This window comes from Pseudomonas sp. CFBP 13711, assembly GCF_014842265.1.
Lineage (GTDB): Bacteria > Pseudomonadota > Gammaproteobacteria > Pseudomonadales > Pseudomonadaceae > Aquipseudomonas.
In genome coordinates this window covers 396,783-420,504 of the sequence record NZ_JACYVI010000002.1, presented here as the reverse complement: position 1 = coordinate 420,504, position 23,722 = coordinate 396,783, and the positions used below count along the sequence as shown (strand labels likewise).

At 63.9% G+C, this 23,722-nt stretch carries 19 protein-coding genes; 15 read left to right on the top strand and 4 right to left on the bottom strand.

The window, feature by feature from the left end; genetic code table 11:
• The first annotated feature begins 231 nt into the window (after positions 1-231).
• The 5 genes from IFT47_RS06815 (at position 232) to IFT47_RS06795 (ending at position 5,144) form a co-directional block, all read left to right on the top strand.
• Positions 232-1,065 carry an alpha/beta fold hydrolase gene (locus IFT47_RS06815; protein WP_192174899.1) on the top strand — a complete coding sequence of 278 codons (834 nt, stop codon included), beginning with the start codon at positions 232-234 and terminating at the stop codon, positions 1,063-1,065.
• The gene (locus tag IFT47_RS06810) at positions 1,062-1,916 is read left to right on the top strand and encodes an alpha/beta fold hydrolase (protein ID WP_192174900.1); all 855 of its coding nucleotides are present in this window, start codon (positions 1,062-1,064) and stop codon (positions 1,914-1,916) included. Before IFT47_RS06815 ends, IFT47_RS06810 begins: the two co-directional genes overlap by 4 nt.
• A gap of 198 nt (positions 1,917-2,114) precedes the next feature.
• Complete coding sequence (locus IFT47_RS06805; protein ID WP_192174901.1) at positions 2,115-2,933, top strand: DUF4892 domain-containing protein; 819 nt, start codon at positions 2,115-2,117, stop codon at positions 2,931-2,933.
• A 75-nt stretch (positions 2,934-3,008) separates the two neighbouring features.
• A complete protein-coding gene (locus IFT47_RS06800; protein WP_192174902.1) occupies positions 3,009-3,929 on the top strand; it encodes a cation diffusion facilitator family transporter in 921 nt (306 codons plus the stop codon).
• Between the two features lie 162 nt (positions 3,930-4,091).
• Positions 4,092-5,144, top strand: a complete 1,053-nt coding sequence (locus tag IFT47_RS06795) for an AI-2E family transporter (protein ID WP_192174903.1) — start codon at positions 4,092-4,094, stop codon at positions 5,142-5,144.
• Positions 5,145-5,214: 70 nt separating this feature from the next.
• Here IFT47_RS06795 and xopAW read toward each other — a convergent pair whose 3' ends face one another.
• From xopAW to IFT47_RS06780, 3 genes are all read right to left on the bottom strand, one after another.
• Positions 5,215-6,015, bottom strand: coding sequence for an EF-hand domain-containing protein (gene xopAW, locus IFT47_RS06790; RefSeq protein WP_192174904.1), 801 nt, complete (start codon positions 6,013-6,015; stop codon positions 5,215-5,217).
• Positions 6,016-6,146: 131 nt separating this feature from the next.
• Complete coding sequence (locus IFT47_RS06785) at positions 6,147-7,229, bottom strand: sensor histidine kinase (RefSeq protein WP_192174905.1); 1,083 nt, start codon at positions 7,227-7,229, stop codon at positions 6,147-6,149.
• Complete coding sequence (locus IFT47_RS06780) at positions 7,226-7,978, bottom strand: response regulator (RefSeq protein WP_133771586.1); 753 nt, start codon at positions 7,976-7,978, stop codon at positions 7,226-7,228. Before IFT47_RS06780 ends, IFT47_RS06785 begins: the two co-directional genes overlap by 4 nt.
• Positions 7,979-9,802: 1,824 nt before the next feature.
• Here IFT47_RS06780 and kdpF point away from each other — a divergent pair.
• From kdpF to IFT47_RS06750, 6 genes are all read left to right on the top strand, one after another.
• On the top strand, positions 9,803-9,898 hold the full coding sequence (gene kdpF, locus IFT47_RS06775) for a K(+)-transporting ATPase subunit F (RefSeq protein ID WP_037009437.1): 96 nt from the start codon (positions 9,803-9,805) through the stop codon (positions 9,896-9,898).
• A gap of 5 nt (positions 9,899-9,903) precedes the next feature.
• The gene (gene kdpA / locus IFT47_RS06770; RefSeq protein ID WP_192172201.1) at positions 9,904-11,598 is read left to right on the top strand and encodes a potassium-transporting ATPase subunit KdpA; all 1,695 of its coding nucleotides are present in this window, start codon (positions 9,904-9,906) and stop codon (positions 11,596-11,598) included.
• Between the two features lie 16 nt (positions 11,599-11,614).
• A complete protein-coding gene (gene kdpB, locus IFT47_RS06765; RefSeq protein WP_192172295.1) occupies positions 11,615-13,729 on the top strand; it encodes a potassium-transporting ATPase subunit KdpB in 2,115 nt (704 codons plus the stop codon).
• Between the two features lie 64 nt (positions 13,730-13,793).
• Positions 13,794-14,360 (top strand): potassium-transporting ATPase subunit KdpC, encoded by a 567-nt coding sequence (gene kdpC / locus IFT47_RS06760; RefSeq protein ID WP_192172200.1) that lies wholly within the window; start codon positions 13,794-13,796, stop codon positions 14,358-14,360.
• Between the two features lie 55 nt (positions 14,361-14,415).
• The gene (locus tag IFT47_RS06755; protein WP_192172199.1) at positions 14,416-17,073 is read left to right on the top strand and encodes a DUF4118 domain-containing protein; all 2,658 of its coding nucleotides are present in this window, start codon (positions 14,416-14,418) and stop codon (positions 17,071-17,073) included.
• 63 nt (positions 17,074-17,136) lie between these two features.
• Positions 17,137-17,826: a response regulator gene (locus IFT47_RS06750; RefSeq protein ID WP_192172198.1), complete on the top strand. Its 690-nt coding sequence runs from the start codon at positions 17,137-17,139 to the stop codon at positions 17,824-17,826.
• Between the two features lie 227 nt (positions 17,827-18,053).
• On the opposite strand, the gene IFT47_RS06745 is transcribed toward IFT47_RS06750, so the two are convergent.
• Entirely contained in the window at positions 18,054-19,118 is a 1,065-nt protein-coding gene (locus tag IFT47_RS06745) for a patatin-like phospholipase family protein (RefSeq protein ID WP_192172197.1), read from the bottom strand.
• Positions 19,119-19,289: 171 nt separating this feature from the next.
• Here IFT47_RS06745 and IFT47_RS06740 point away from each other — a divergent pair, with 171 nt between their 5' ends.
• The 4 genes from IFT47_RS06740 (at position 19,290) to IFT47_RS06725 (ending at position 23,716) form a co-directional block, all read left to right on the top strand.
• Positions 19,290-19,568, top strand: a complete 279-nt coding sequence (locus IFT47_RS06740; RefSeq protein ID WP_062381160.1) for a hypothetical protein — start codon at positions 19,290-19,292, stop codon at positions 19,566-19,568.
• Positions 19,569-19,831: 263 nt separating this feature from the next.
• On the top strand, positions 19,832-20,749 hold the full coding sequence (locus IFT47_RS06735) for an AAA family ATPase (protein ID WP_122538460.1): 918 nt from the start codon (positions 19,832-19,834) through the stop codon (positions 20,747-20,749).
• Positions 20,719-21,702, top strand: coding sequence for a DUF58 domain-containing protein (locus tag IFT47_RS06730; protein ID WP_192172196.1), 984 nt, complete (start codon positions 20,719-20,721; stop codon positions 21,700-21,702). Before IFT47_RS06735 ends, IFT47_RS06730 begins: the two co-directional genes overlap by 31 nt.
• A gap of 13 nt (positions 21,703-21,715) precedes the next feature.
• Positions 21,716-23,716, top strand: a complete 2,001-nt coding sequence (locus tag IFT47_RS06725) for a transglutaminase TgpA family protein (RefSeq protein WP_192172195.1) — start codon at positions 21,716-21,718, stop codon at positions 23,714-23,716.
• Positions 23,717-23,722 lie beyond the last annotated feature (6 nt).

The following is a 23,722-nucleotide window of genomic DNA, read 5'->3' as shown; positions in this document are numbered from 1 at the left end:
GGGAAGAGGCCGGGTTGGGCACCATCAATTAAACGGTCCAACGCTCGATCGTTCCCACGCTCCGCGCGGTAATGCCGCCTCAGACGCTCCGCGTCTCTGCCGTGGCGCTCACACCCAGATAAACCTTCCCATGACCGGAGTGGCCTCATCGATGGCAGTTCCGGTCATTGCCGCGCTTGGCGGGCGGTGCGCACAATCGCGGCTTGTTCTGGTTGCTCTGGGTGTGCCGGCATGTCTCAACTTTTGTTTTTCGCTCACGCCAATGGCTTTCCGTCGGGTACGTACGGCAAGTTGTTCGCGGCGCTTGGGCCTGAGTTCGAGATTCGTCATCTGGAGCAGCATGCCCATGACCCGCAATTTCCGGTGACGGACAACTGGCCGGAGCTGGTGGATGAGTTGATTCATCATCTGCGCGAGCAGGCGCAACCGGTGTGGGGCGTAGGCCATTCGCTGGGTGGTGTACTGCATTACCACGCGGCGCTGCGTCATCCTGAGTTGTACCGCGGCGTTGTGATGCTGGATTCACCGGTGCTGACGCGGTTCGATCAGTGGATGATTCGGGCGGCCAAGCGCTTCGGGTTTATCGATCGCATCACGCCTGCGGGCCGGACGTTGGGGCGTCGTGAGGTGTTCAGCAGCGTCGAGGCGGCGCGGGATTATTTTGCCGGCAAGTCGCTGTTTCGGCGTTTCGATCCCGAGTGTTTCGAGGCGTATCTGCTTCACGGGCTGCAAGCCGATGGCGACGGGTTGCGCTTGCGTTTCGACCCTGCCACCGAAATCAGCATCTACCGCAGCGTGCCCCACACCAGCCCCGGTCTGGCCCGTCAGTTGCGCGTACCGTTGGCGATGGTGCGCGGCGAGAGCAGCGATGTGGTGCGGCGCCACCATGCGCTGTCGGTCAAAAGCATGCGCGAGGGCGAGTATCTTTCCGTGCCCGGTGGGCATATGTTCCCGCTCGAACATCCCGAGGACACCGCCCACATGCTCAGAACGCTGTTTTCCCGCTGGACGGCCAGAGCTGAAGGCGCGACCACTGACGCCGCCCTGCAACGAGCCCGCGCATGACCTGCTCGGTGGAAGAGATCCGTCTGAGCTTGCCCCATATCGAGCTGGCCGCTCATCTGTTCGGTCCCCAGGACGGCATTCCGGTAATCGCTCTGCATGGCTGGCTGGACAACGCCAACAGCTTCGCGCGGCTGGCGCCCAAGCTTGAAGGGCTGCGGATCCTGGCACTGGACATGGCCGGGCATGGCCACTCCGACCACCGCCCGCCGGGTTCGGCGTATGGTTTGCCGGACTACGCCCACGACGTGTTGCACGTGGCGGGGCAGATGGGCTGGGAGCGGTTTTCTCTGCTGGGGCATTCCTTGGGGGCAATTATTTCCGTGCTCGTTGCGGCGGCGGTCCCCGAACGAGTTAATCGTCTGGCCTTGATCGACGGGTTGGTTCCGCCGGTGGGCGAGCCCGAGTCTGTGGTCGAGCGCATGGGCGCGGCGCTGCAGGCGCAATTGACCCAGCAGAGCAAGCGCAAGCCCGTCTACCCGGACATGGACCGGGCGGTGGAGGCGCGCATGAAAGGCATGGTCGCGGTCAGTCGTGAGGCCGCCGAGCTGTTGGCCCTGCGTGGCTTGATGCCGGTGCCGGGTGGTTACACCTGGCGCAGCGACAGCCGACTGACCTTGCCCTCGTCGATTCGTCTGACGCGAGCGCAGGCGCTGGCTTTCGTCACGGCGGTGCGCTGTCCGGCACAGTTGATCGTGGCCGAGGAGGGCATGCTCGCGCAGAACCGGGAGCTGCTCGCCAGCGTTCCTTTTACGGTGACGTCCTTGCCGGGCGGGCACCATCTGCACCTCAACGACGAGGCGGGGGCGCGCTCTGTTGCAGACTGTTTCAATCGCTTCTTCGCCGTGCCTTGACTTGCGACCTGCAACTGCCGAGGCTGGGGCAGTTGAAACAGGAGACTGCACGATGGACCACTGCCCACGCCGCACCGTTTTATTTTCATGCTTGCCGCGCGTTGTCGCGGCTTTGTTTTTCCTGCCGATTACGTCCCCGGGTGCTTTGCCTGCTGCATTCGCCGCCGCCTCGCCGATTGCCCTGCCATGAGCGCCTCCATGACGTTCACCCGCACGCTCGCGCTGACGCTGCTGCTGACCGGCTTCAGCGCCGCCATCCAGGCGGCCGACGTTCCCGGCAGTCAGGACTTGCCCATCGTGCCGCGGCTGACAGACGCGGAAATCGTCGATTATCGGCCCGCCATTGAGCTGGAACGCATTTACCCGCTGGGCTCGATTCGCAAGATCAGCGGCCAGTTGCGCTTCGACGGGCAAGTGTCCGGGCGCGGCAACGTCACCGCCATCACCTACCAATTGCCGGTCGAGCACAGCGCCGACGAAGCGTTCACCGCCGCCCGCGAAGCACTGCAGCAGCAGGGCGCGCAGCTGCTATTCTGGTGCCAGGCGCGGGATTGCGGCGAAAGCAGCCTGTGGGCCAACGAGGTGTTCGGCAATGCCAAGCTGTATGGCGCTGACAACGGTCAGTCCTACTTGCTGCTGCGCCTGGCCGCGCCGGCGGATAACACGCTCTTGGCGTTGTACGGCATCACCCGGGGCAACCGCCGGGCGTTCCTCCATGTCGAGCAGTTTCAGTCGAGCACGCCGCTGGGGGACTTGCTGCCGACTTCCGCGACCCTGTTGCGCGAGCTGAAAAGCACCGGCGAGCTGGAACTGCCGATGCTGACCGCTGAGCCGCAGGAGCCGTGGATCACCTTGCTGTCCCGTGGCCTGAATCTGGACAGCACCTTGCGGGTTACGCTTTCCGGGGATCAGCGCGAAGCGTGGCGTCAGGCGCTGGTGGCCAAAGGCGTACGCGCTGCACGAATGGAAGCGGGCGACCGGAAAAATCCCGGCCTGACCCTCGAACTCATCCGCTGACCGCCGCAGAGCCAGGTTTGGTCTGACTTCACCGTGTGTTTACAATGCCGCCCCCCAATCGTACCCGTGAGTCAGATGACAGAGCCAAGCGTGCTTCGCCTTTCCATTATTGTGACGTTTGCTCTGGCTATTTTTGGGGTGGTATTCGGTCTGCTGACCGGGTCTGCGTCGATTATTTTTGACGGCGTATACACCCTTATCGACGCAATCATGACGAGCTTTGCACTGGTCGTTGCCAAACTGATTGCCTTCTCTCACAACGATGTCGGTCGCGCCCGCCTGACCAAGAATTTCACGATGGGGTTCTGGCACCTTGAGCCCATTGTGCTTGGTTTGTCCGGGACTCTATTGGTTGGCACCGCTGGCTATGGCCTGATCATGGCCGTCGGAAGCCTGATGGCGGGCGGGCGACACCTGGACTTCGATCTCGCGCTCATTTTTGCTTTTGTGGCCCTTGTGAGCGCGGTTGGAATGATCATCTATGGCCAACGAGCAAACAAACGCCTCAATTCAAGCTTCATCGCCCTGGACGTTAAAGCCTGGACAATCTCCGCTGCAATGACCGGCGCTCTGTTAGTCGCGTTCCTGACCGGCTGGATTATCAGGGGCACAGAGCTGGAATGGTTATCGCCTTACATAGATCCCGCGGTGTTGGCGCTTGTTTGTCTCATCGTTTTACCCTTGCCTCTGCCAACGATTCGTGACGCTCTCGCAGATGTTCTGCTGGTGACCCCGCCAGAAATGAAGAAAAGAGTTGATGACGTTGCCAGCGATGCAGTCCAGCGACATGGCTTCCTTTCCTACCGTGCCTATGTGGCCCGAGTGGGGCGCGGGAGGCAGATCGAGATTTACTTCATCGTTCCACCGGGCTTGCCGCCACGCTCCCTGGAGGCATGGGATCTGATCCGGGATGAAATTGGCGAAGAGGTCGGAGGTACCGGCCCTGATCGTTGGCTGACAATCGCCTTTACCGTTAATAAAGAATGGGCTGAGTGATAGAAGGTCAAATCGCCCGCAAACACCGGCGGACAGGTCTTCAGCACGCATAGACTTGTCTCGGTTCCGTCCTTAAGGCTGGCGTGGGTGTGAGCGCGCGGCGGGCTGCGTGGTTAGACGGTATGCTGCTCGGATTAAACCCCCTCTTTTGCGGAATGACCGATGTTCAATAACGATCGCCTGTTGGTGCAGATTCTCCTGCTCGCGCTGCTCGGCGCCTGCCTGTGGGTGATGGTGCCGTTCTGGTCGGCGCTGTTCTGGGGTGCGGTGCTGGCGTTTGCCAGTTGGCCGCTGATGCGTCTGTTGACCCGCGCGCTCAAGGGGCGTGAGTCCCTCGCGGCGGCGATTCTGACCCTGGGCTGGATGGTGCTGGTGCTCGCGCCGCTGGTCTGGCTGGGCTTCAATCTGGCGGACCACGTGCGCGACGCAACGGCGTTCGTCAAGGACGTGCAAGTGGACGGCCTGCCGGATCCACCCACCTGGCTGGCGGGCGTTCCGCTGGTGGGCGAGCGGTTGGTGGGTTACTGGAACACCATCGACCAACAAGGCGCGGCGCTGCTGGTCAGCGTCCGGCCTTATCTGGGTCAGGTCGGCAACTGGCTGCTGGCGCGCAGTGCGCAGATCGGCGGCGGCATTCTTGAGCTGACCCTGAGCATCGTCTTCGTGTTCTTTTTCTACCGCGACGGGCCGCGGGTGGCGGCGTTCGTGCTGAGTCTGCTGGAACGGCTGATCGGCGATCGCGCTCAGTATTACCTCGATCTGGTGGCCGGCACGGTGCAACGGGTGGTCAACGGTGTGATCGGCACGGCTGCGGCGCAAGCGGTGCTGGCCCTGATCGGTTTTCTGATTGCCGGCGTGCCGGGCGCGCTGGTGCTGGGCATTGGCACCTTCCTGCTGAGCCTGGTGCCCATGGGCCCGCCGCTGATCTGGATACCCGCCACGGCGTGGCTGGCCTGGAGAGGCGATTACGGCATGGCGATTTTTCTCGGCTTGTGGGGCACCTTCATCGTCAGTGGCGTCGATAACGTGCTCAAGCCGTACCTGATCAGTCGGGGCGGCAACCTGCCGTTGGTGATTGTCTTGCTCGGGGTGTTTGGCGGGTTGCTGGCGTTCGGCTTCATCGGCCTGTTCATCGGCCCGACCTTGCTGGCGGTGGCCTACAGCTTGCTGCTGGACTGGGTCGGCGACAGCCGCGCGCGGCAGCCGGTCAAGTAATTCACACCCGTAAAAAGCACGGGCATAAAAAAACCTCCGCCGAGCTCAGTTCGGCGGCGGTTTTTTTTCGTCAGGCCGAGGTGCTGACGTATTTGCCGGACGTGGCGTTGCTGTTGAGGTTGTAGCGGTCACTGAGGGCCGCGACCATGCGGTTCAAGGCTTCGGTGGCCTGGGTGGTGGTTTGCGAAGTGGCTGTTTGGCTAGCGGCGGTCTGGTTGCTGGAGGACGAGGTGCTGGCGGAATTTGTCGTGCCCTGCAACACGCTGGTCAGTTCGGCCGCGGTGATGCTGCCGTCACTGTCGCTGTCCAGGCTGCTGAACAGGTCACTGGCGTCTTCGGCAGGGGGCGGAGGCGGCGGTTGTTGGGCCTGCAGGCTGGCGGTCAGTTCGTCGAGGCTGACGGTGCCGTCCTTGTTGGTGTCGAGGGCATCGAACACCTTACTGCTGTCGGCGCTGCTGTCTGAACTGCTCAACGCCGTGGTCAGTTCAGCGCTGCTGACCGTCCCGTCGCCGTCGCTGTCCAGCGCACTGAGCAGGTTTTGCGCTTCGTCTTCGGAGGACGCGGCGTCCATCTGCATCGGCGGTGGCGGCGGAGGCGTCAAGGCAGCCAGTTCGTCGGCGTCGAGGCTGTCGTCGTCATTGCTGTCGAGATCGCCGAACGCCTTGCTCAAGCTGACGGTAATGCCGTCTTTGGAATCCGAGGACAGCGACGAGCTCAGCTCGTCCTTGTCGATGCTGCCGTCGCCGTTCGCGTCGAGTTTCTTCAATAATTCGTCGGCGAACTTCTTGCTGTTGGCTGTGCTGGTGGTGCTGCTCGTGCTGGCACTGGTGTAGCTGGAATAACTGCTGCTGCCGCTGACGCCTGTGATCATCGGACTGACTCCCCATCAGATGGATAATGCCGGGCGGTGCTCCGGCTTATGCAGCGTCAGGGCAAGGCGTGTCGTGGGTGTGTTGGGTTTGTACCGCCGCGCTTACGTGAGGCTTGCGTAGCGGCGCCGGGTCAGATTCGCGGCAGATCCAGCACGGCGGTCAGGCCGCCGCCGGGGGTTTTTTCGAGGCGCAGGTCGCCGCCCATTCGGCGCGCGGCTTCCCGGGCGATGGTCATGCCGATGCCGACGCCGCCCGAGTTGCGATTGCGCGAGCTCTCGACGCGATAGAAGGGCTCGAACACCACTTCACGCAGGTCTTCAGGAATGCCGGGGCCGTGATCGATGACGCTGACCCGCAGGCGATCGCTGGCGTCTTCGATCTCGACCCGCGCGTGCCCGGCGTAACGCAGGGCGTTGTCGATCAGGTTGTTCAGGCAAGAGCGCAGGGCCATGGGCTGGGACTTCAGTGGCCGGCAGGTGCCGCTCGCCTGAATGTCGTCACCGTTGTCCTGGGCGTTTTCGGCGAGGGATTCAATCAGCGCCTGCACGTCGAAATACTGCAGCGCTTCGCTGGTGCGCTGTTCGTTGAGGTAGGTCAGGGTCGCGTCGAGCATGCCGATCATGTCGTTGAGGTCCTGGCTCATCTGCCCGTGCAGCCGCGGCTCGTCGATCTGCTCGACCCGCAGTTTCAGACGCGCCAGCGGCGTGCGCAGGTCATGGGAGACGGCGGCGAGCATGCGCCCGCGCTGTTGCACCTGTTCGCGAATGCGCTCCTGCATCAGGTTGAACGCCTGCGCCGCCTGACGTGCCTCGCGAGGGCCATTGGCGGCCAGGGGCGGGCTGTCGAGGTTTTCGCTGAGGCGCTCGGCCGCTTCGCTCAGTCGGCGGATCGGCCGGCTCAGGGCCTTGGCGCCGAACCAGGCGGCGAGCACCAGGCTGATCAGCTGGAACAGCAAGGGCACCAGCGGAATGCCGAGCATCGGCGGGCGGCATCCTTGCGGTGGAGGAGGGCGCTGAAGGTCGTCGTCCGTTGCAGCGTCGCGTTCGGGTGGCGGTTGCATCTGGCTTTCCATCGGCCGATCGCAACCGGGCGGGGGCGGCATTCTCGGGCCGTAGTGGTGAAACCAGACGAATGCGAGCAGGTGCGCCAGGACGATCGCCAGCATTGCCCCGCCAAACAGCCGGGCAAACAGGGTATCGGCCGAGCGGATCAACCAATCTCCCGGGCGTCGAACATGTAGCCTTCGCCGCGCACGGTTTTGATCAGTTGCGGTGATTTCGGGTCATCGCCGAGCTTCTGCCGCAGGCGCGAGACGAGGAGGTCGATGCTGCGATCGAACGCTTCAATGGAGCGGCCCCGGGCGGCGTCGAGCAGTTGTTCGCGGTTGAGCACGCGACGCGGCCGTTCGAGGAAGACCCGCAGCAGGCGGAATTCGGCGTTGGACAAGGGCACGACGAGGCCGTCCGGCGCGGTGAGTTGGCGCAGGACGCTGTTCAGGCGCCAGTTGTCGAAGCGCAGGGTGGTGCGTTCTTCGGTGCGGTCATCGCGCACGCGGCGCAGGATGGTCTGGATCCGCGCGACGAGTTCGCGGGGCTCGAAGGGTTTGGCCATGTAGTCGTCGGCGCCCAGTTCCAGGCCGATGATGCGGTCGGTGGGTTCGCAGCGGGCGGTGAGCATGAGGATGGGGATGTCGGAGGTGCTACGCAGCCAGCGGCAGAGGGAGAGGCCGTCTTCGCCGGGGAGCATGAGGTCAAGGACGACGACGTCGTAGGTGTCTTCGGTGAGGGCCAGGCGCATGGCGTTGCCGTCGGTGACGCCGGTGCTGTGGATGTTGAAGCGGGCGAGGTAGTCGCAGAGCAGTTCGCGGATGGGGATGTCGTCGTCGACGATGAGGGCGCGGGTGTTCCAGCGGCGCTCTTCGCTCGGCGCGGTGGCGGTGGTGCTGTCGGGTGTTGTCTGCATGGTGCTGCCGCCGTGTGGTGCTGCCGAGTGGGCCGCGGGTAGGAGTCGACGCTGCCATGCTACTTCGCTGGCGAGCGGGGCGGAAGGGTGAGGGGGGCAGGTGTCGGTGGATTGTCTTGAATGTATCAAGGTCGGTACACGGCTGACCTGCCGTGCTTCGTATCAAGATCAAGATCAAGATCAAGATCAAGGGCGTCTGCCTGGGGGCAGACTGTTTCGCCTTCGGCGAGTTACTTGGAAAAGCACCCCAAGTAACCAAGGGTGCTTGCTCCTGGCTAGGTCCCTCCTTCGTCGGGATACCCTCACTCCGACGACGCTCCGTGGGCCCGCGCCGAACGGACATCCATGTCCTGACGGCGCTCTCGCCGCATCCATGCGGCTCGGCCCACTCCGCGTCGTCTGCGTTCGGCCTGCACCCAAGTCGCGATTGGTGTCGTCTGGACGTCTTGCGTATGAAGATCAAGATCAAGATCAAAAGCAGATCAACAGCTTCCCGGCTGAAGCCGGTCCTACAAAAGCACCGCGTACGCCCTGTAGGACTGGCTTTAGCCGGGAAGAGGCCAGCCCAGGCGGCGACAGTTTTGCTGATTGGACACCCCATCTGTGGGAGCGAGCTTGCTCGCGAATGCTTTATCCCAAACACCAGATATCCGGTGGATGTACCGACCCCTTCGTGAGCAAGCTCACTCCCACAAGTCCCTGGCGCTTGACCCACTCCGCGTCGTCTGCGTTCGGCCTGCACCCAAGTCGCGATTGGTGTCGTCTGGACGTCTTGCGTATGAAGATCAAGATCAAAAGCAGATCAACAGCTTCCCGGCTGAAGCCGGTCCTACAAAAGCACCGCGTACGCCCTGTAGGACTGGCTTTAGCCGGGAAGAGGCCAGCCCAGGCGGCGACAGTTTTGCTGATTGGACACCCCATCTGTGGGAGCGAGCTTGCTCGCGAATGCTTTATCCCAAACACCAGATATCCGGTGGATGTACCGACCCCTTCGTGAGCAAGCTCACTCCCACAAGTCCCTGGCGCTTGACCCACTCCGCGTCGTCTGCGTTCGGCCTGCACCCAAGTCGCGATTGGTGTCGTCTGGACGTCTTGCGTATGAAGATCAAGATCAAAAGCAGATCAACAGCTTCCCGGCTGAAGCCGGTCCTACAAAAGCACCGCGTACGCCCTGTAGGACTGGCTTTAGCCGGGAAGAGGCCAGCCCAGGCGGCGACAGTTTTGCTGATTGGACGCCCATCTGTGGGAGCGAGCTTGCTCGCGAATGCTTTATCTCAAACACCAGATATCCGGTGGATGTACCGACCCCTTCGTGAGCAAGCTCACTCCTACAAGTCCTCAGAGTTTGATCTCCCTTGATCTGCCCATGATCGTGATCTGCTGTTGATCTTGATCTTCATGCACAGAAAGCTCAGACGCCGCTAATCGCGACTTGGGTGCAGGCCGAACGTAGACGACGCGGAGTGGGCCGAGCCGCATGGATGCGGCGAGAGCGCCGTCAGGACATGGATGTCCGTTCGGCGCGGGCCCACGGAGCGTCGTCGGAGTGAGGGAATCCCGACGGAGGAGGGACCTAACCAGGAGCAGGGCCTTTTTGGTTACTTTTTCGGCTCTTGGAAAAAGTGACCCGCCGTAAGGGCGGAACCATAACTACAGCCCACACAAATATTGGATATGCCCGCGATCTAAAGCCCGCAAAGCCGCTAAATCAACCACTCTTTACGCTTTCTTTATGCCCCCCGACCCCCGTCGCTCTCGTTCCTTTACACCCCCGCTGCAGACAATTGCCCCACACGGCAGTCGCCGTATGACGGAGAGTTTTTCATGAGCGTTCTGGATGGGGTGTCACTGCTGCTCGCGGCAGGGTTATTCGTTTACTTGCTGGTTGCGCTCCTGCGCGCCGGCCGGGTCGAGGAGTAACGGCCATGCACGGTTACGAATACCTGCTGATACTGGCGTTTTTCGCCTTGGTGCTGTTGCCCGCGCCGCTGCTGGGACGGTTCTACTACAACGTCATGGAAGGTAAGCGGACCTTTCTGACCCCGGTAATGGGCCCGGTCGAACGCATCTGCTATCGCCTGTCCGGCGTCGACCCTGCGGTCGAACAAAACTGGAAAACCTACACAATCGCCCTGCTGGCCTTCAACCTGGCCGGGTTCGTCGTGCTGTTCGCCATCCTGCTCATGCAAGGCTCGCTGCCGCTTAACCCTCAAGGTCTGCCGGGCATGGAGTGGTCGCTGGCGTTTAACACCGCGATGAGCTTCGTCACCAACACCAACTGGCAGAGCTACAGCGGCGAAGCGTCCCTGAGCTACCTCAGCCAGATGGCCGGTCTGACCGTGCAGAACTTCGTCAGCGCCGCCACCGGCATCGCCGTGCTGGTCGCGTTTTGCCGCGGCATCAGCCGTCGCTCGACGCAGCACCTGGGCAACTTCTGGGCCGACATGACCCGCGCGACCCTCTATGGCCTGTTGCCGATGTGCATCATCCTGGCGCTGTTTCTGGTGTGGCAGGGCGTGCCGCAAACCTTCGCCCATTACGTGGACGCCGTGACCCTGCAAGGCACCGACCAGACCATTCCTCTGGGCCCGGCTGCCAGCCAGATTGCGATCAAGCAACTGGGCACCAACGGCGGCGGCTTCTTCGGCGTCAACTCGGCGCATCCGTTCGAGAACCCGACCATCTGGAGCAACCTGTTCGAGCTGGTGTCGATCATCCTGATCCCGGCCGCGCTGGTGTTCACCTTCGGCCACTACGTGAAAGACATGCGCCAGAGCCGCGCGATCATCGCCTGCATGCTGGCGCTGTTCCTGATCGGTGGCGCGACGGCGATGTGGGCTGAGTACCAGCCTAACCCTGCGCTGAACATCGCGTCGGTCGAGCAGACCGCGCCGATGGAAGGCAAGGAAACCCGCTTTGGCACAACGGCCACCGTGCTGTGGGCCGCAACCACCACGGCGGCGTCCAACGGTTCGGTCAACGGCATGCACGACAGCCTCAACCCGCTTACCGGGATGATCGCCCTGGCCAACATGATGGTCGGCGAAGTGATCTTCGGCGGCGTCGGCGCGGGCCTCTACGGCATGTTGCTCAACGTATTGATCGCGGTGTTCCTCGCCGGCCTGATGATTGGCCGCACCCCGGAATACCTCGGCAAGAAACTGCAGGCCCGTGAGGTCAAGTTGCTGGTGGCGACCTTGATCGTGATGCCGGTCGGCGTGCTGGTGTTCGGTGCGCTGGCAGCCTCGTTGCCCGGCCCGGCAGGTGCGATCAGCAACCCCGGCGCCCACGGTTTCAGTCAGTTGCTATATGCCTACACTTCGGCGACCGCCAACAACGGTTCGGCCTTCGGCGGCTTCAGCGCCAACACCACCTTCCACAACCTGATGTTGGGCCTGTCGATGTTCATTGGCCGCTTCGGCTACATCCTGCCGGTGCTGGCCCTGGCTGGCAGTCTGGCCGCGAAGAAGACCTCGCCGCTGGGCCAGAACAGCTTCCCGACCCACGGCCCGCTGTTCGTCACCTTGCTGACCGTGACCATCCTGCTCGTGGGTGGCCTGACGTTCCTGCCGACCCTGGCACTGGGACCGATCGCCGAACACTTGAGCCTGGGCTTCTGAGGACCACACCATGAACATGCAAGCCCCCGTAACAAAAAGCCCGGACAGTAAAAGCTCGGACTCTAAAGGCCAGGCCAGCAAGACAGCCGGCCATGACGCGCAGCCCGCATCGAACGTGTCGGCCAAGACCGGCTTCGCCGCGCTGTGGCGCCCGGCGCTGGTCCAGGCGTTCATCAAGCTCGACCCGCGCCAGCTGCACCGTGCGCCGGTGATGCTGGTGGTCGAACTGACCGCGATTCTGACCACCGTGCTGTGCCTGATCCCCGATCCGGCGGTGCCGACGTCCGTCGCCGTGCAGATCGCCGTCTGGCTTTGGTTCACCGTGTTGTTCGCCAACTTCGCCGAAGCCTTGGCCGAAGGTCGCGGCAAGGCCCGTGCCGACAGCTTGAAAGCCGGGAGCGAAGGCCTGAAAGCGCGGATCCAGGGCGCCAATGGCAGCTACCAGATGGTCAACGCCGCCACGCTGCGCAAGGGCGATGTGGTCCGCGTCGAAGCCGGCGAGATGATCCCGGGCGACGGCGAGGTGATCGAAGGCATTGCGGCCGTCAACGAAGCGGCGATTACCGGTGAGTCTGCGCCGGTGATCCGCGAGTCCGGCGGCGACCGTTCGGCCGTGACCGGCAACACGCGACTGGTATCCGACTGGCTGCTGGTGCGGATCAGCGCCAACCCCGGCGAATCGACGCTGGACCGCATGATCGCGCTGGTCGAAGGCGCCAAGCGCCAGAAGACCCCCAACGAAGTCGCTCTCGACATTCTGCTGATCGGCCTGACCCTGATCTTCCTGCTGGTGGTCGTGACCCTGCAGCCGTTCGCGCATTTTGCCGGCGGTAACCTGCCGCTGGTGTTCCTCGTGGCGCTGCTGGTCACCCTGATTCCGACCACCATCGGCGGCCTGCTCTCGGCCATCGGCATTGCCGGCATGGATCGCCTGGTGCGCCTCAACGTGATCGCCAAGTCCGGCCGTGCGGTAGAGGCGGCGGGTGACGTGCATGTGTTGCTGCTGGACAAGACCGGCACCATCACCTTCGGCAACCGTCGTTGCGCGGCGGTGTATGCCGCGCCGGGCGTGTCGGCCAAAGAGCTGAGCGAAGGCACGCTGCTGGCCTCGCTGGCGGATGACACCGCCGAAGGCAAGTCCATCGTCGAGTACCTCCGCGGTCTGCACCCGATGACCGAGCCTGCACCGAGCCAGTTGACGGCGGTGCCGTTCACCGCAGAAACCCGCTTGTCCGGCGTTGACTACGAAGGCCGCGTGTACCGCAAGGGTGCGGTGGATTCGCTGCTGAAATTCCTCGGCCGTGACCGCAGTGACCTGCCGCCGGTACTGGCGCGGGAGATCGACAAGATCGCCAAGACCGGTGGTACGCCGTTGCTGGTCTGCGGCGATGGCAAGCTGCTGGGCGCGATTCATCTCAAGGACGTGGTCAAGCCGGGCATTCGCGAGCGCTTCGAGGAACTGCGCAAACTGGGCATTCGCACGGTCATGGTCACGGGCGACAACCCGCTGACGGCGGCAGCGATCGCGGCAGAGGCGGGCGTCGATGACGTGCTGGCCGAAGCCACTCCCGAGAAGAAGCTGGAGCGCATCCGTCAGGAGCAGAACGACGGGCGTCTGGTGGCGATGTGCGGCGACGGTGCCAACGACGCGCCAGCGCTGGCCCAGGCCGACGTCGGCATGGCGATGAACGATGGCACCCAGGCGGCGCGGGAAGCGGCCAACATGGTCGATCTCGACAGCGACCCGACCAAGCTGCTGGACGTGGTGCAGATCGGCAAGGAATTGCTGGTAACCCGCGGCGCCCTGACGACCTTTTCCATCGCCAACGACGTGGCCAAGTATTTCGCCATCCTGCCGGCGCTGTTTGCGGCGATCTATCCGCAACTGGGCGTGCTCAACATCATGCACCTGGCCAGCCCGCAGAGCGCGATTCTGTCGGCCATCGTGTTCAACGCGCTGATCATTGTCGTGCTGATCCCGCTGGCGCTGCGCGGTGTCCGGGTGCAGGCCGCCAGCGCGGCGCATCTGCTGCGCCGCAACCTGTTGGTCTATGGCCTCGGCGGGCTGGTCGTGCCGTTCGTGGGCATCAAGGTGATCGACCTGCTGTTGACCGCCCTGCACCTGGTTTAACCCGTTGATCGCGCCGTGCGGTGACTGATCCCGCGCGGCGCTCACTTCGAATGAGGAATGAATGATGTCCAGCGTATTGCGTCCGGCCGTGAGCCTGATCGTTTTGATGACCCTGATCACCGGCGTGGCTTACCCGCTGGTGGTGACCGGCGTCGCCCAGGTGGCGTTTCCGGATCAGGCCAATGGCAGCCTGGTCTACGACGACCATGAAAAAGTGCGTGGCTCTGAACTGATCGCACAGAATTTCACCGGCGAAGAATGGTTTCACCCGCGTCCGTCTGCCGGGGCCTTTGCCACCGTCGCCAGCGGCGCGAGCAACCTGGCGCCGAGCAATCCGGCGCTGGCGACCCGAGTGACCGATGATGCCGCCAAAGAGAAGGTCGACAGCCAGGGCCCGGTGCCGCTGAACCTGCTGACCACGTCGGCCAGCGGTCTTGATCCGCATCTGTCGCCAGCCGCGGCGCAATACCAGGTGGCCCGCATCGCAGCAGCGCGGAACCTGCCTGCCGAGTCGGTGCAGAAACTGGTGGCGGACAACACCCAGACCTCGCTGATCGGCCCGCCGGTGGTAAACGTGCTGGACTTGAATCTGAGTCTGAATCGGTTACCGTCTGGCAACGTCGTGAACTGACGCCAACGGGCGACGCCACACGTGCACACATCACCCCGCACCAGGACAACTTTTCGTGAATTCAACCACCCGCGCCGACGCTTTGCTGGTCAATCTTCCCCGGGACGATCGCGGGCGGCTGAAGGTGTTTCTCGGTGCGGCACCGGGCGTGGGCAAGACCTACGCCATGCTTCAGGCCGCGCACACGCAGATGCGCCAGGGCGTTTCGCTGCTGGCCGGGGTCGTCGAGACCCACGGCCGCGCCGAAACCGAGGCGCTGCTGGGCGGTTTGCCCCAGCAACCCATGGTCCGTTCCGAATACCGCGGGGTCATGCTCGAAGAGATGGACCTGGACGGTATTCTTGCGGCGAAACCCAAACTGGTGCTGGTCGACGAACTGGCCCATTCCAACGCGCCCGGCAGCCGCCACGCCAAGCGCTGGCAGGACATTCAGGAATTGCTCTCGGCGGGGATCGACGTTTACACCACGGTCAACGTTCAGCACCTGGAAAGCCTCAACGATCAGGTGCGCGGCATCACCGGCGTGCAAGTGCGCGAAACCTTGCCGGACTGGGTGTTGCAGGAAGCCTACGAACTGGTGCTGATCGACCTGCCGCCCCGCGAATTGCTGGAGCGGTTGCGCGACGGCAAGGTCTACGTGCCGGAGCAGGCCCGCGCGGCCATCGATGCGTTTTTCACCCAGACCAACCTCACCGCGTTGCGGGAAATGGCCATGCAGACCGCCGCCGCCCAAGTCGACAACGACCTGGCGCTGGGCTATCGGCAGTTGGGTCAGGCGGCGCCCGCAGTGCGCGGCCGTCTGTTGGTGGGGATCGACGGCGACGCCCAGGCCGAGCGCTTGGTGCGCCACGCCAGCCGGGTCGCGCAACGTCGGCACCTGCCGTGGAGTCTGGTGCATGTCGACAACGGGCGCTTTTTCGATGAGCTGGCCCGCAGCCGTTTGCAGAATGCCCAGCAACTGGCCGAACGCCTCGGCGGGGAAGTGGTGGTGCTGCGCGCGCCGGAAGTGGCGAAGACGCTGATTCAGCACGCCACCGAACGCCGCGCCAGCCTGGTACTGGTGGGGCAGTCGCGGCCTTCGCTGCGGCGTCGGGTGTTGGGCGGCGGTCTGGCGTCGCGTCTGCTGCGCAATGCCCACGGTCTGGAAATCAACGTGCTCGACAGCGAGTCGCGCCCTGATCAGCCGCAATCCACTTCGCCGCGCAATCTGGTCTGGTTTGATTACGCCCTGGCGCTGGTTGCCACAATCGGCGCCAGTGCCTTGGCCTGGGCGGTGTCCAGCTGGTTGGCGCTGCCGAATATCTCCCTGGTCTTTCTCGCCGCCGTGTTGCTGGTGGCCGTGCGCAGCAGCGTCGGCCCGGCGATGGTCTGTTCGGTGCTGTCATTTCTGGCCTATGACTTTTTGTTCATCCCGCCGAACTTTTCCCTGAGCATCCAGCGCGAAGAAGACGTGCTGACGCTGCTGTTTTTCCTGCTGATGGCCGCGCTGACCGGCAATCTCGCCGCTCGCCAGCGCCGCCAGTTGCAAGCGCTGCGGGACACCCAGGAGGAGACCAGCGAACTGCTCGACCTGTCCCGCCGCCTGACCGCCGCCACCGATCGCCAGGCCGTGCTCAGTGCGGCCGATCATCACCTGGCCGGCTGGAGCGAGTTGCAGCTGTGCGTGCTGGACAACGACCGCGAGCAGGGTTGGAAAGTCGAGGTGGGCGGGCCGCTGGAGTTTTCTGAATTTGAACGCGCAGCGGCGGACTGGGCCTGGCAGCACGGGCAACCGGCGGGCAAGGGCACTGGCACGCTGCCGTCGGGGAGTTGGTGGTGGTTGCCGCTGTGGGTAGACGACGCGCCGATGGCGTTACTGGGGATTCGTGCGAAGCAGGGCCAGACTTTCAGCCCTCAGCGGCGACGTCTGCTGACCGCGCTGAGTCAGCCATTGGGTCAGGCCCTGGCCCGGGCGCGACTGGCCGAGGATCTCGAGGCCGCGCGTTTGCACGGCGAGACCGAACAGCTGCGCAGCGCGTTGCTGGCGTCGGTCTCCCACGACCTGCGCACGCCGCTGACCGCCATGCGCGGCAGCATTGACAGCCTGTTGGCCCTGGGCGAGGCGATTCCGCTGGAAGACCGTCGCGAATTGCTCGAAGGCACCCGCGACGAGGCCGAGCGTCTGGATCGCTACATTCAGAATCTGCTGGACATGACGCGCCTCGGTCATGGCGCGCTGAAGCTGGCGCGGGACTGGGTCTCACCGGTTGACATCGTCGGCAGCGCGCTCAATCGCCTGCGTGCGGTGCTCGCGCCGCTGCAAGTCATGACCGAATTGCCGGCGGAATTGCCGCTGCTGTACGTGCACGCCGCGCTGATCGAGCAGGCGCTGATCAACGTGATCGAAAACGCCGCGCGCTTCTCGCCGGTCAATGGCCGTCTGCAGATGGCGGTGAGCGTGCAGAACGAGGAGATTATTTTCGCCGTCAGTGATGAAGGGCCGGGGATACCCGAGAACGAACGGGCGAAGATTTTTGATATGTTCTACACCGCCGCGCGGGGAGACCGAGGCGGGCAGGGCACGGGGCTGGGTCTGGCGATCTGTCAGGGCATGGTCGGCGCCCATGGCGGGCGGATCAGCGTGGACGACGGCATCGACGGTCGCGGCACCTGCATCAGCCTGCACTTGCCGCTGCAGGCGCAGCCCGAAGCGGAAATGGACCAGGCGGTCTGAACCCGCTTTGCGCTACGCTGACGTTCTTTCGGTACCGACCCTTTTCTTCATGACAGGACACCCATGAGCCAGACGGCGACCATCCTGGTGATCGATGACGAGCCGCAGATCCGCAAGTTCCTGCGCATCAGCCTCGCGTCACAAGGCTACAAAGTGCTGGAAGCCGGCACCGGCACTGACGGCCTGACCCAGGCCGCACTGAATAAACCCGACCTGCTGGTGCTCGACCTGGGCCTGCCGGACATGGACGGGCAGGACGTGCTCAGCCAGTTTCGCGAGTGGTCGACGGTGCCGGTGCTGGTGCTGTCGGTGCGTGCCAGTGAGGGCGAGAAAGTGCGCGCGCTGGACGCCGGCGCCAACGATTACGTGACCAAACCGTTCGGCATCCAGGAGTTTCTGGCGCGGATTCGTTCGCTGTTGCGCCAGGCGCCGGAGAGCGGTCAGGTGGAATCGGCGGTGGTCATCGGCCCGCTGAACATTGATCTGGCCTACCGCCGGGTGTCCCTGGGCGATGCCGAAGTCGCCCTGACCCGCAAGGAGTACGCGGTGTTGGCGCAACTGGCGCGGCATCCCGGACGGGTCATTACCCAACAGCAACTGCTCAAGGACATCTGGGGCCCGACCCACGTCGAAGACACCCATTACCTGCGCATCGTGGTGGGCCACCTGCGCCAGAAACTCGGCGACGACCCCGCCGCGCCGCAGTACATCGTGACCGAAGCGGGGGTTGGGTATCGGTTGGTGAATGCGTGAAGGCATTCGCTTGCTTTGGGCCGCATCTGCCCAAGCGCGGTGCGTCAGCCCATGTCTTCATATCAGATCCACCGCAATTCGCGAGCAAGGTGGAGCGCCACCCCGGTCGCTCCCACAGGATCTCGGCAGCGCTGACAATCTTATGTGAACGCAGCAAGTGTGGGAGTGAGCTTGCTCACGAATGCGGTAAGTCAGCGCATATCTCCATGTCTGACCCACCCAATTGCTCACGAATGCTCCTGCTCATACCGATCCAGCGTTTCCCTGGCGATCTGCCGCCCGAGCGCGATCAGCTCCGGGGCTTTGTAGAATTCGAAGAACCGGCACACGCGCTTCGGCACGTTGATCAGGATGTCGGGCGGGTAGCCGGCGATTTTGTATTGCGCCAGGGACGTCTGCATGACCTCGAAACTCTGGTTGATCAGGTCCAGCAGCGAGGCAGGGCCGACGTTGTCGATGATGATCGAGCCGCTGGCCGATCTCGGCGCCCCGGCCTGGGTGGGCGCGGCGGAGGGTTGCTGGCCCTGGGGGTCGGCGGATTCGATATCGGCCATCAACCACGGATTGCCCGTCAGCACGGCGGCGCTGGGCTTGAGCCTTTCCTGCGCCAGACGCAAACTATCCTCGCCGGTCAGGTCCAGCTTGCGGCGGAACGGCAGGTGCGAGCCGATGGAGCTCATCAACCCGTCGATACGCTTCTTCACCGCCGGCGGGCGCTCGATCACCGGCAAGGTGTAATGCTTCTGGGTCGTTGAATTGAGGTTGACCGCGACGATCAGATCGCAGTGGCTCGACACCACCGGCACGATCGGCAACGGGTTCAGCAGGCCGCCATCCACCAGCGTACGGTTGCCCTGAACCACCGGGGTAAACAGGCTGGGGATCGCCGCCGAGGCGCGCATCGCCGAATGCAGATTGCCTTCCTGAAACCAGATTTCCTGCTGGTTGGTCAGGTCCGTGGCCACGGCGGTGTAGGGAATCGGCAGGTCCTCGATGTTGATCTCGCCGACGATGTCGCGAATCTTGCCGAACACCTTCTCGCCGCGAATCGCCCCCAGCCGGAAACTCACGTCCACCAGCCGCAACACGTCCAGGTAATCCAGGCTTTCGATCCACGCCTTGTACTCGGGCAGCTTGCCTGCCGCGTAGATCCCGCCGATCACCGCGCCCATGGAACAGCCGGCGATGCAGGCAATGTCGTAGCCGCGATGTTCGAGCTCTTCGATGACGCCGATGTGCGCATAACCCCGTGCGCCCCCGGAGCCCAGCACCAGCGCGATGCGTTTATTCATGTGCGTTTCCCACTGTCAGCGTTCAGGCGGCGCGCAAGGCGGCCGATTCATCACACACCAGCGTAACGCCAACGGCCCGAAACGGGTATTGTGCATCGCCCGGGTGTGGCACTTTTACATCGCCGCACCGTCAAAGCCGCATCAATGATTTCCTTAGTTGAGGTAACACCCATGAAAGCCTGGATCTGCCTGCCCCTGTTGGCATTGGTTCTCACCGGTTGCGCCGGTAAAACGGCCTACCGCGACAGCTGTGCCACCAACCTTGACGCAGCCTGGCACGAGCTCGATCTGGCCAAGGCCGAAGGTTTCGCCGGCACGGTCAGCTACTCCAAGGCCCTGTCGCTGCTGACCGGCGCCAAGACCCAGCAGCAGTTCGAAGCGTTCGAGGGCTGCTCCGAGAAAGCCGAGAAAGCCCGTTTCTATATCCGTGAGTCCCGCGCCGGTCGCTGAAATCGTTCCAAAGTCCGCAGCCATCACGCGGTCTCCCTGTAGGAGTGAGCTTGCTCGCGAAGCATGCGGTCAGTCGCCATCAAGCTGACCGGGATAACGCCGATCGCGAGCCAGCTCACTCCTACCGTCCTGTTTCGCTCCACCCTGATGAATCCCTCCATCCCGCTCTGGCGAAAAGGCCTACGCTGACCTTACAGTGGCTGCACGTCTGGCATCGTCTGCAGTCCTATTAGCCATGAGCAGTCGCCTGGGGAGGCCTTCCGATGGGCAGAAAACTGGATGCGTGTCTCAACGCAATCAATGAAGTGGTGCTGGGCAAGGAACCGCAGGTGCGCCTGGCGCTGACCTGCCTGCTGGGCGGCGGGCATCTGTTGATTGAAGACTTGCCCGGCATGGGCAAAACCACCCTCAGCCACACCCTGGCGCGGGTGCTCGGCTTAAGCTTTCAGCGCATTCAATTCACCTCCGATCTGCTGCCGGGCGACATCCTCGGCACGTCCGTTTTCGATCGTGACACCGGGCAGTTCACCTTCCACCCCGGACCGATCTTCGCCGAGCTGGTGCTGGCCGACGAAATCAACCGCGCTACGCCCAAGAGCCAGAGCGCGCTGCTCGAAGCCATGGAGGAGGGCCAGGTCACCATCGAGGGCGCCACCCGTTTGCTGCCCGATCCGTTTTTCGTCATCGCCACCCAAAACCCCTTCAGCCAGGGCGGCACCTTCGCCTTGCCGGAATCGCAACTGGACCGCTTCCTGATGCGCCTGTCCCTGGGTTATCCCGCGCGCTCGGCGGAAAAAGCCCTGCTGCTGGGGGAATCCCGTCGCGACCTGCTGCCGCGCATCGAGCCGTTGCTGGACCACGCCGAACTGGCCTTGCTTCAGCAGCAGGCGCGGCAGGTGCGGGCCAGCGACGCCCTGGTCGATTACGTGCTGCGGCTGGTCGATGCCACGCGCAGCCAGCCGCAATTCGCCTACGGCCTGTCGCCCCGCGCGAGCCTGGCGATCCTGTCGGCGGCGCGTGCCTGGGCGTTGCTCGCCGGGCGCGATTACGTGATTCCCGAAGACGTGCAGGCGATTCTGCCCGCCGTCATCAGCCACCGCCTGCGCGAGCGCACTGACCCGACCGGGCATGGCGGCGGGGCGCTGGTCCAGTGGCTACTGCGCGAGGTGCCGGTGCTGTGATCGAACGCTTCAAACCGGTCTGGCAGCGCTGGGTGGGACGCCGCATTCCCCCGGCGTCGCGGGTCGAACTGGATCACCGCCGAATCTTCATCCTGCCGACCCGGGTCGGCGGTACCTATGCGCTCATTCTGTTTCTGTTGCTGCTGGTGTCGATCAACTACCAGAACAGCCTCGCCTACGGCCTGACCTTTCTCATGCTGTCGGTGGGCGTGCTGGCCATTCTGCACACCTACCGCAACATCAGCGGGCTGATCCTCAGCGGCGGCCACGCGCGTTCGGTGTTCGTCGGCGAACCGGTGCAACTGCGCCTGCGTCTGGAAAGCACCGGCCATGGCCATCAGGCGATTGCCCTGGGGTGGGACAGCGAACAGCTGGAGCAGACCGACGTTGAAGCCGAGCGTCTGGTCGAAGTCGACCTGACGCTGCCGGCGCTCAAACGCGGCTGGATGCGGGCCCCGCGTTTGCGCGTGGAGAGCGTGTTTCCGCTGGGGATCTTTCGCGCCTGGAGCTGGCTGGACCTGGAACAGACCGTGCTGATCTACCCGCAACCGCTGGCCGGCACGATGCCGCTGCTGCAAGGCGTGCAACCCCATGCTGAGGACGACGGCCACGCCACGACGGGGCCGGGCGTCGACGATTATCAGGGCCTGCGCCTGTGGCAACCGGGCGACTCGATGCGGCGCATGCACTGGAAAGCCTGGTCGCGGGGACAGGGGCTGATGGTCAAGGAGTTCAGCGACCTCAGCGGTCACGACCTGTGTCTGGATTTCATGGCCCTGGGTGGGGATATCGAAGAGCGGCTGTCGCGCCTGTGTTACTGGGTGCTGGAATTGTCCCAGCGTCAGCAGCCGTTCGCGCTGCGGCTGCCCGGTTTTATCTCGGCGGTGGACAGCGGCGACGCTCACCGTGATGCCTGCCTGCGCCAATTGGCGCTGTACGGGGTGCGCGCATGAAAGGCGCGGCGCGATGACCTCCTCAAGCCTGGCCAAACCGATCCCCCGGGTCAGCCTCAATTGGTTGCTGATTGCCCAGGCGCTGGTGATCGTGCCCTTCGCCTTGCACGTGCCGGTGGCGTTGATCGTGCTCTGGCTGGTCTGCTCGTTCTGGCGCATCCAGATCTTCCGTATGCGCGTGCGCATGCCCGGCACCTGGATCAAATCTGGACTGCTGGTCGGCACCGCCAGTGGCATCTATCTGGCGCGGGGCAGTTTGATCGGTCTGGACGCAGGGGCGGCGCTGCTGATCGCGGCGTTCATTCTGAAGATGCTGGAAATGCAGAACCGTCGCGACGCGCTGGTGCTGATCTTTCTTGGCTTCTTCTGCATCGCCGTCGGTTACCTGTTCGAAGACTCGCTGCTCTGGGGCCTGTTTACCCTGCTGCCGATCACCACGCTGCTGGCGGCGTTGATCGGCCTGCAACAGTCCGGTATCTCCAGCAGGCCCGCCGCGACGCTGCGGCTATCGGCCAAACTGCTGCTGCAGGCCGTGCCGTTGATGCTTCTGCTGTTCCTGTTTTTCCCGCGCCTTGAGCCCCTGTGGTCGTTGCCGCAACCCAGTAACAAGGCGCTGACCGGGCTGTCCGACAGCATGGCGCCGGGGGACATCGCCGAGCTGAGCAAATCTGCCGAGCTGGTGTTTCGCGCCAGTTTTGACGGCCCGCTGCCGCCGCGCAATCAGCTGTACTGGCGCGCGCTGACCCTGGAGCAATTCGACGGCAGACGCTGGTCGCAATCGTCGCGGGCGCAAGTGCCGGACGCGCCGCTGTGGCGCCGGGAAGGCGAGCGGGTCAGCTACAGCGTGGTGCTGGAACCGACCGGCAAGCCGTGGCTGATGACCCTCGATGTCGGCCAGACCGATCTGGCCGGCGTGCGCCAGATGACTGATTTCCGCTGGCAGCGGCGACGACCGGTGGAGCAATCAATGCTCTACAGCGTCGAATCCTGGCCCGACGCGGTGCGCGAGACCGTGCTCAGCGACGGCGCGCGCTTGCAGGCCCTGCAACTGCCGGCCAAAGGCAATCCCCAGGTGCGCGAATGGGCAGCGGACCTGCACCGGCGCCATCCCGGCACCGACGCGGTGGTGGACGCGCTGCTGTCGTATTTCACATCGCAGCCGTTCCGCTACACCCTCAAGCCCCCGGCGCTGGGAGCCAACAGCATCGATGACTTCCTGTTCGGCAGCCGTGCCGGTTTTTGTGCCCACTACGCCGGCGCCATGACATTTGCCCTGCGCGCGGCGGGTGTGCCGGCGCGGGTGGTTGCCGGTTATCAGGGCGGCGAGCTCAACCCGGACGGCAATTACCTGACCGTGCGCCAGTTCGATGCCCACGCCTGGGTCGAGTACTGGCAACCGAACGTGGGCTGGCGCAGCGTTGATCCCACCGCAGCGGTGGCGCCCGCGCGGGTCGAGCAAGGGCTTGAACAGGCCCTGGCGGCGGACGAAGACTTTCTCAGCGATTCGCCGATGTCAGCCCTGCGCTATCGGCACCTGGCCTGGGTCAATTCAATCCGCCTGAGCTGGGACAACCTCAATTACGGCTGGCAGCGCTGGGTGCTGGGGTATCAGGGTCAGCAGCAACTGCAGGTGCTGGGCCGCTGGTTTTCCGGGTTTCAGGCACCCGTGTTTGCCAGCGGCGCGGCGGTTATTCTCGGGTTGCTGGCGCTGTGGCTGTTCAAACCGTGGCGCCGTGAGAGCGATTCGCAGCTGCGGCTGTTCAACCAGTTCGAACGTCTGCTCGCCCGGCAGGGTCTTAAACGTCAGCCGGGTGAGGGCGCCCAGGCCTTTGCGCAGCGTGCTGCCGCGCAACTGCCGGCCCACGCCGGGGCGATCAGGGATTTTGTCCACGAGTTCGAGGCCCAGCGCTACGCCGGGGCAGACGGCTCGGTTGGTGCATTGCGTCAGCGCCTGAAATGCCTGCGCCGCAGCCTGCCGTGGCGTTTGTCCACTGCGAGGGGCAAGCGGCCGTGAGTCATC

What these genes read in the sequence shown, in the direction of transcription:
- IFT47_RS06815 (WP_192174899.1), top strand. Translation starts at nt 232, where the DNA reads ATGTCTCAACTTTTGTTTTTCGCTCACGCCAATGGCTTTCCGTCGGGT.
- IFT47_RS06810 (WP_192174900.1), top strand. Translation starts at nt 1,062, where the DNA reads ATGACCTGCTCGGTGGAAGAGATCCGTCTGAGCTTGCCCCATATCGAG.
- IFT47_RS06805 (WP_192174901.1), top strand. Translation starts at nt 2,115, where the DNA reads ATGACGTTCACCCGCACGCTCGCGCTGACGCTGCTGCTGACCGGCTTC.
- IFT47_RS06800 (WP_192174902.1), top strand. Translation starts at nt 3,009, where the DNA reads ATGACAGAGCCAAGCGTGCTTCGCCTTTCCATTATTGTGACGTTTGCT.
- IFT47_RS06795 (WP_192174903.1), top strand. Translation starts at nt 4,092, where the DNA reads ATGTTCAATAACGATCGCCTGTTGGTGCAGATTCTCCTGCTCGCGCTG.
- xopAW (WP_192174904.1), bottom strand. Translation starts at nt 6,015, where the DNA reads ATGATCACAGGCGTCAGCGGCAGCAGCAGTTATTCCAGCTACACCAGT.
- IFT47_RS06780 (WP_133771586.1), bottom strand. Translation starts at nt 7,978, where the DNA reads ATGCAGACAACACCCGACAGCACCACCGCCACCGCGCCGAGCGAAGAG.
- kdpF (WP_037009437.1), top strand. Translation starts at nt 9,803, where the DNA reads ATGAGCGTTCTGGATGGGGTGTCACTGCTGCTCGCGGCAGGGTTATTC.
- kdpA (WP_192172201.1), top strand. Translation starts at nt 9,904, where the DNA reads ATGCACGGTTACGAATACCTGCTGATACTGGCGTTTTTCGCCTTGGTG.
- kdpB (WP_192172295.1), top strand. Translation starts at nt 11,615, where the DNA reads ATGCAAGCCCCCGTAACAAAAAGCCCGGACAGTAAAAGCTCGGACTCT.
- kdpC (WP_192172200.1), top strand. Translation starts at nt 13,794, where the DNA reads ATGTCCAGCGTATTGCGTCCGGCCGTGAGCCTGATCGTTTTGATGACC.
- IFT47_RS06750 (WP_192172198.1), top strand. Translation starts at nt 17,137, where the DNA reads ATGAGCCAGACGGCGACCATCCTGGTGATCGATGACGAGCCGCAGATC.
- IFT47_RS06745 (WP_192172197.1), bottom strand. Translation starts at nt 19,118, where the DNA reads ATGAATAAACGCATCGCGCTGGTGCTGGGCTCCGGGGGCGCACGGGGT.
- IFT47_RS06740 (WP_062381160.1), top strand. Translation starts at nt 19,290, where the DNA reads ATGAAAGCCTGGATCTGCCTGCCCCTGTTGGCATTGGTTCTCACCGGT.
- IFT47_RS06735 (WP_122538460.1), top strand. Translation starts at nt 19,832, where the DNA reads ATGGGCAGAAAACTGGATGCGTGTCTCAACGCAATCAATGAAGTGGTG.
- IFT47_RS06725 (WP_192172195.1), top strand. Translation starts at nt 21,716, where the DNA reads ATGACCTCCTCAAGCCTGGCCAAACCGATCCCCCGGGTCAGCCTCAAT.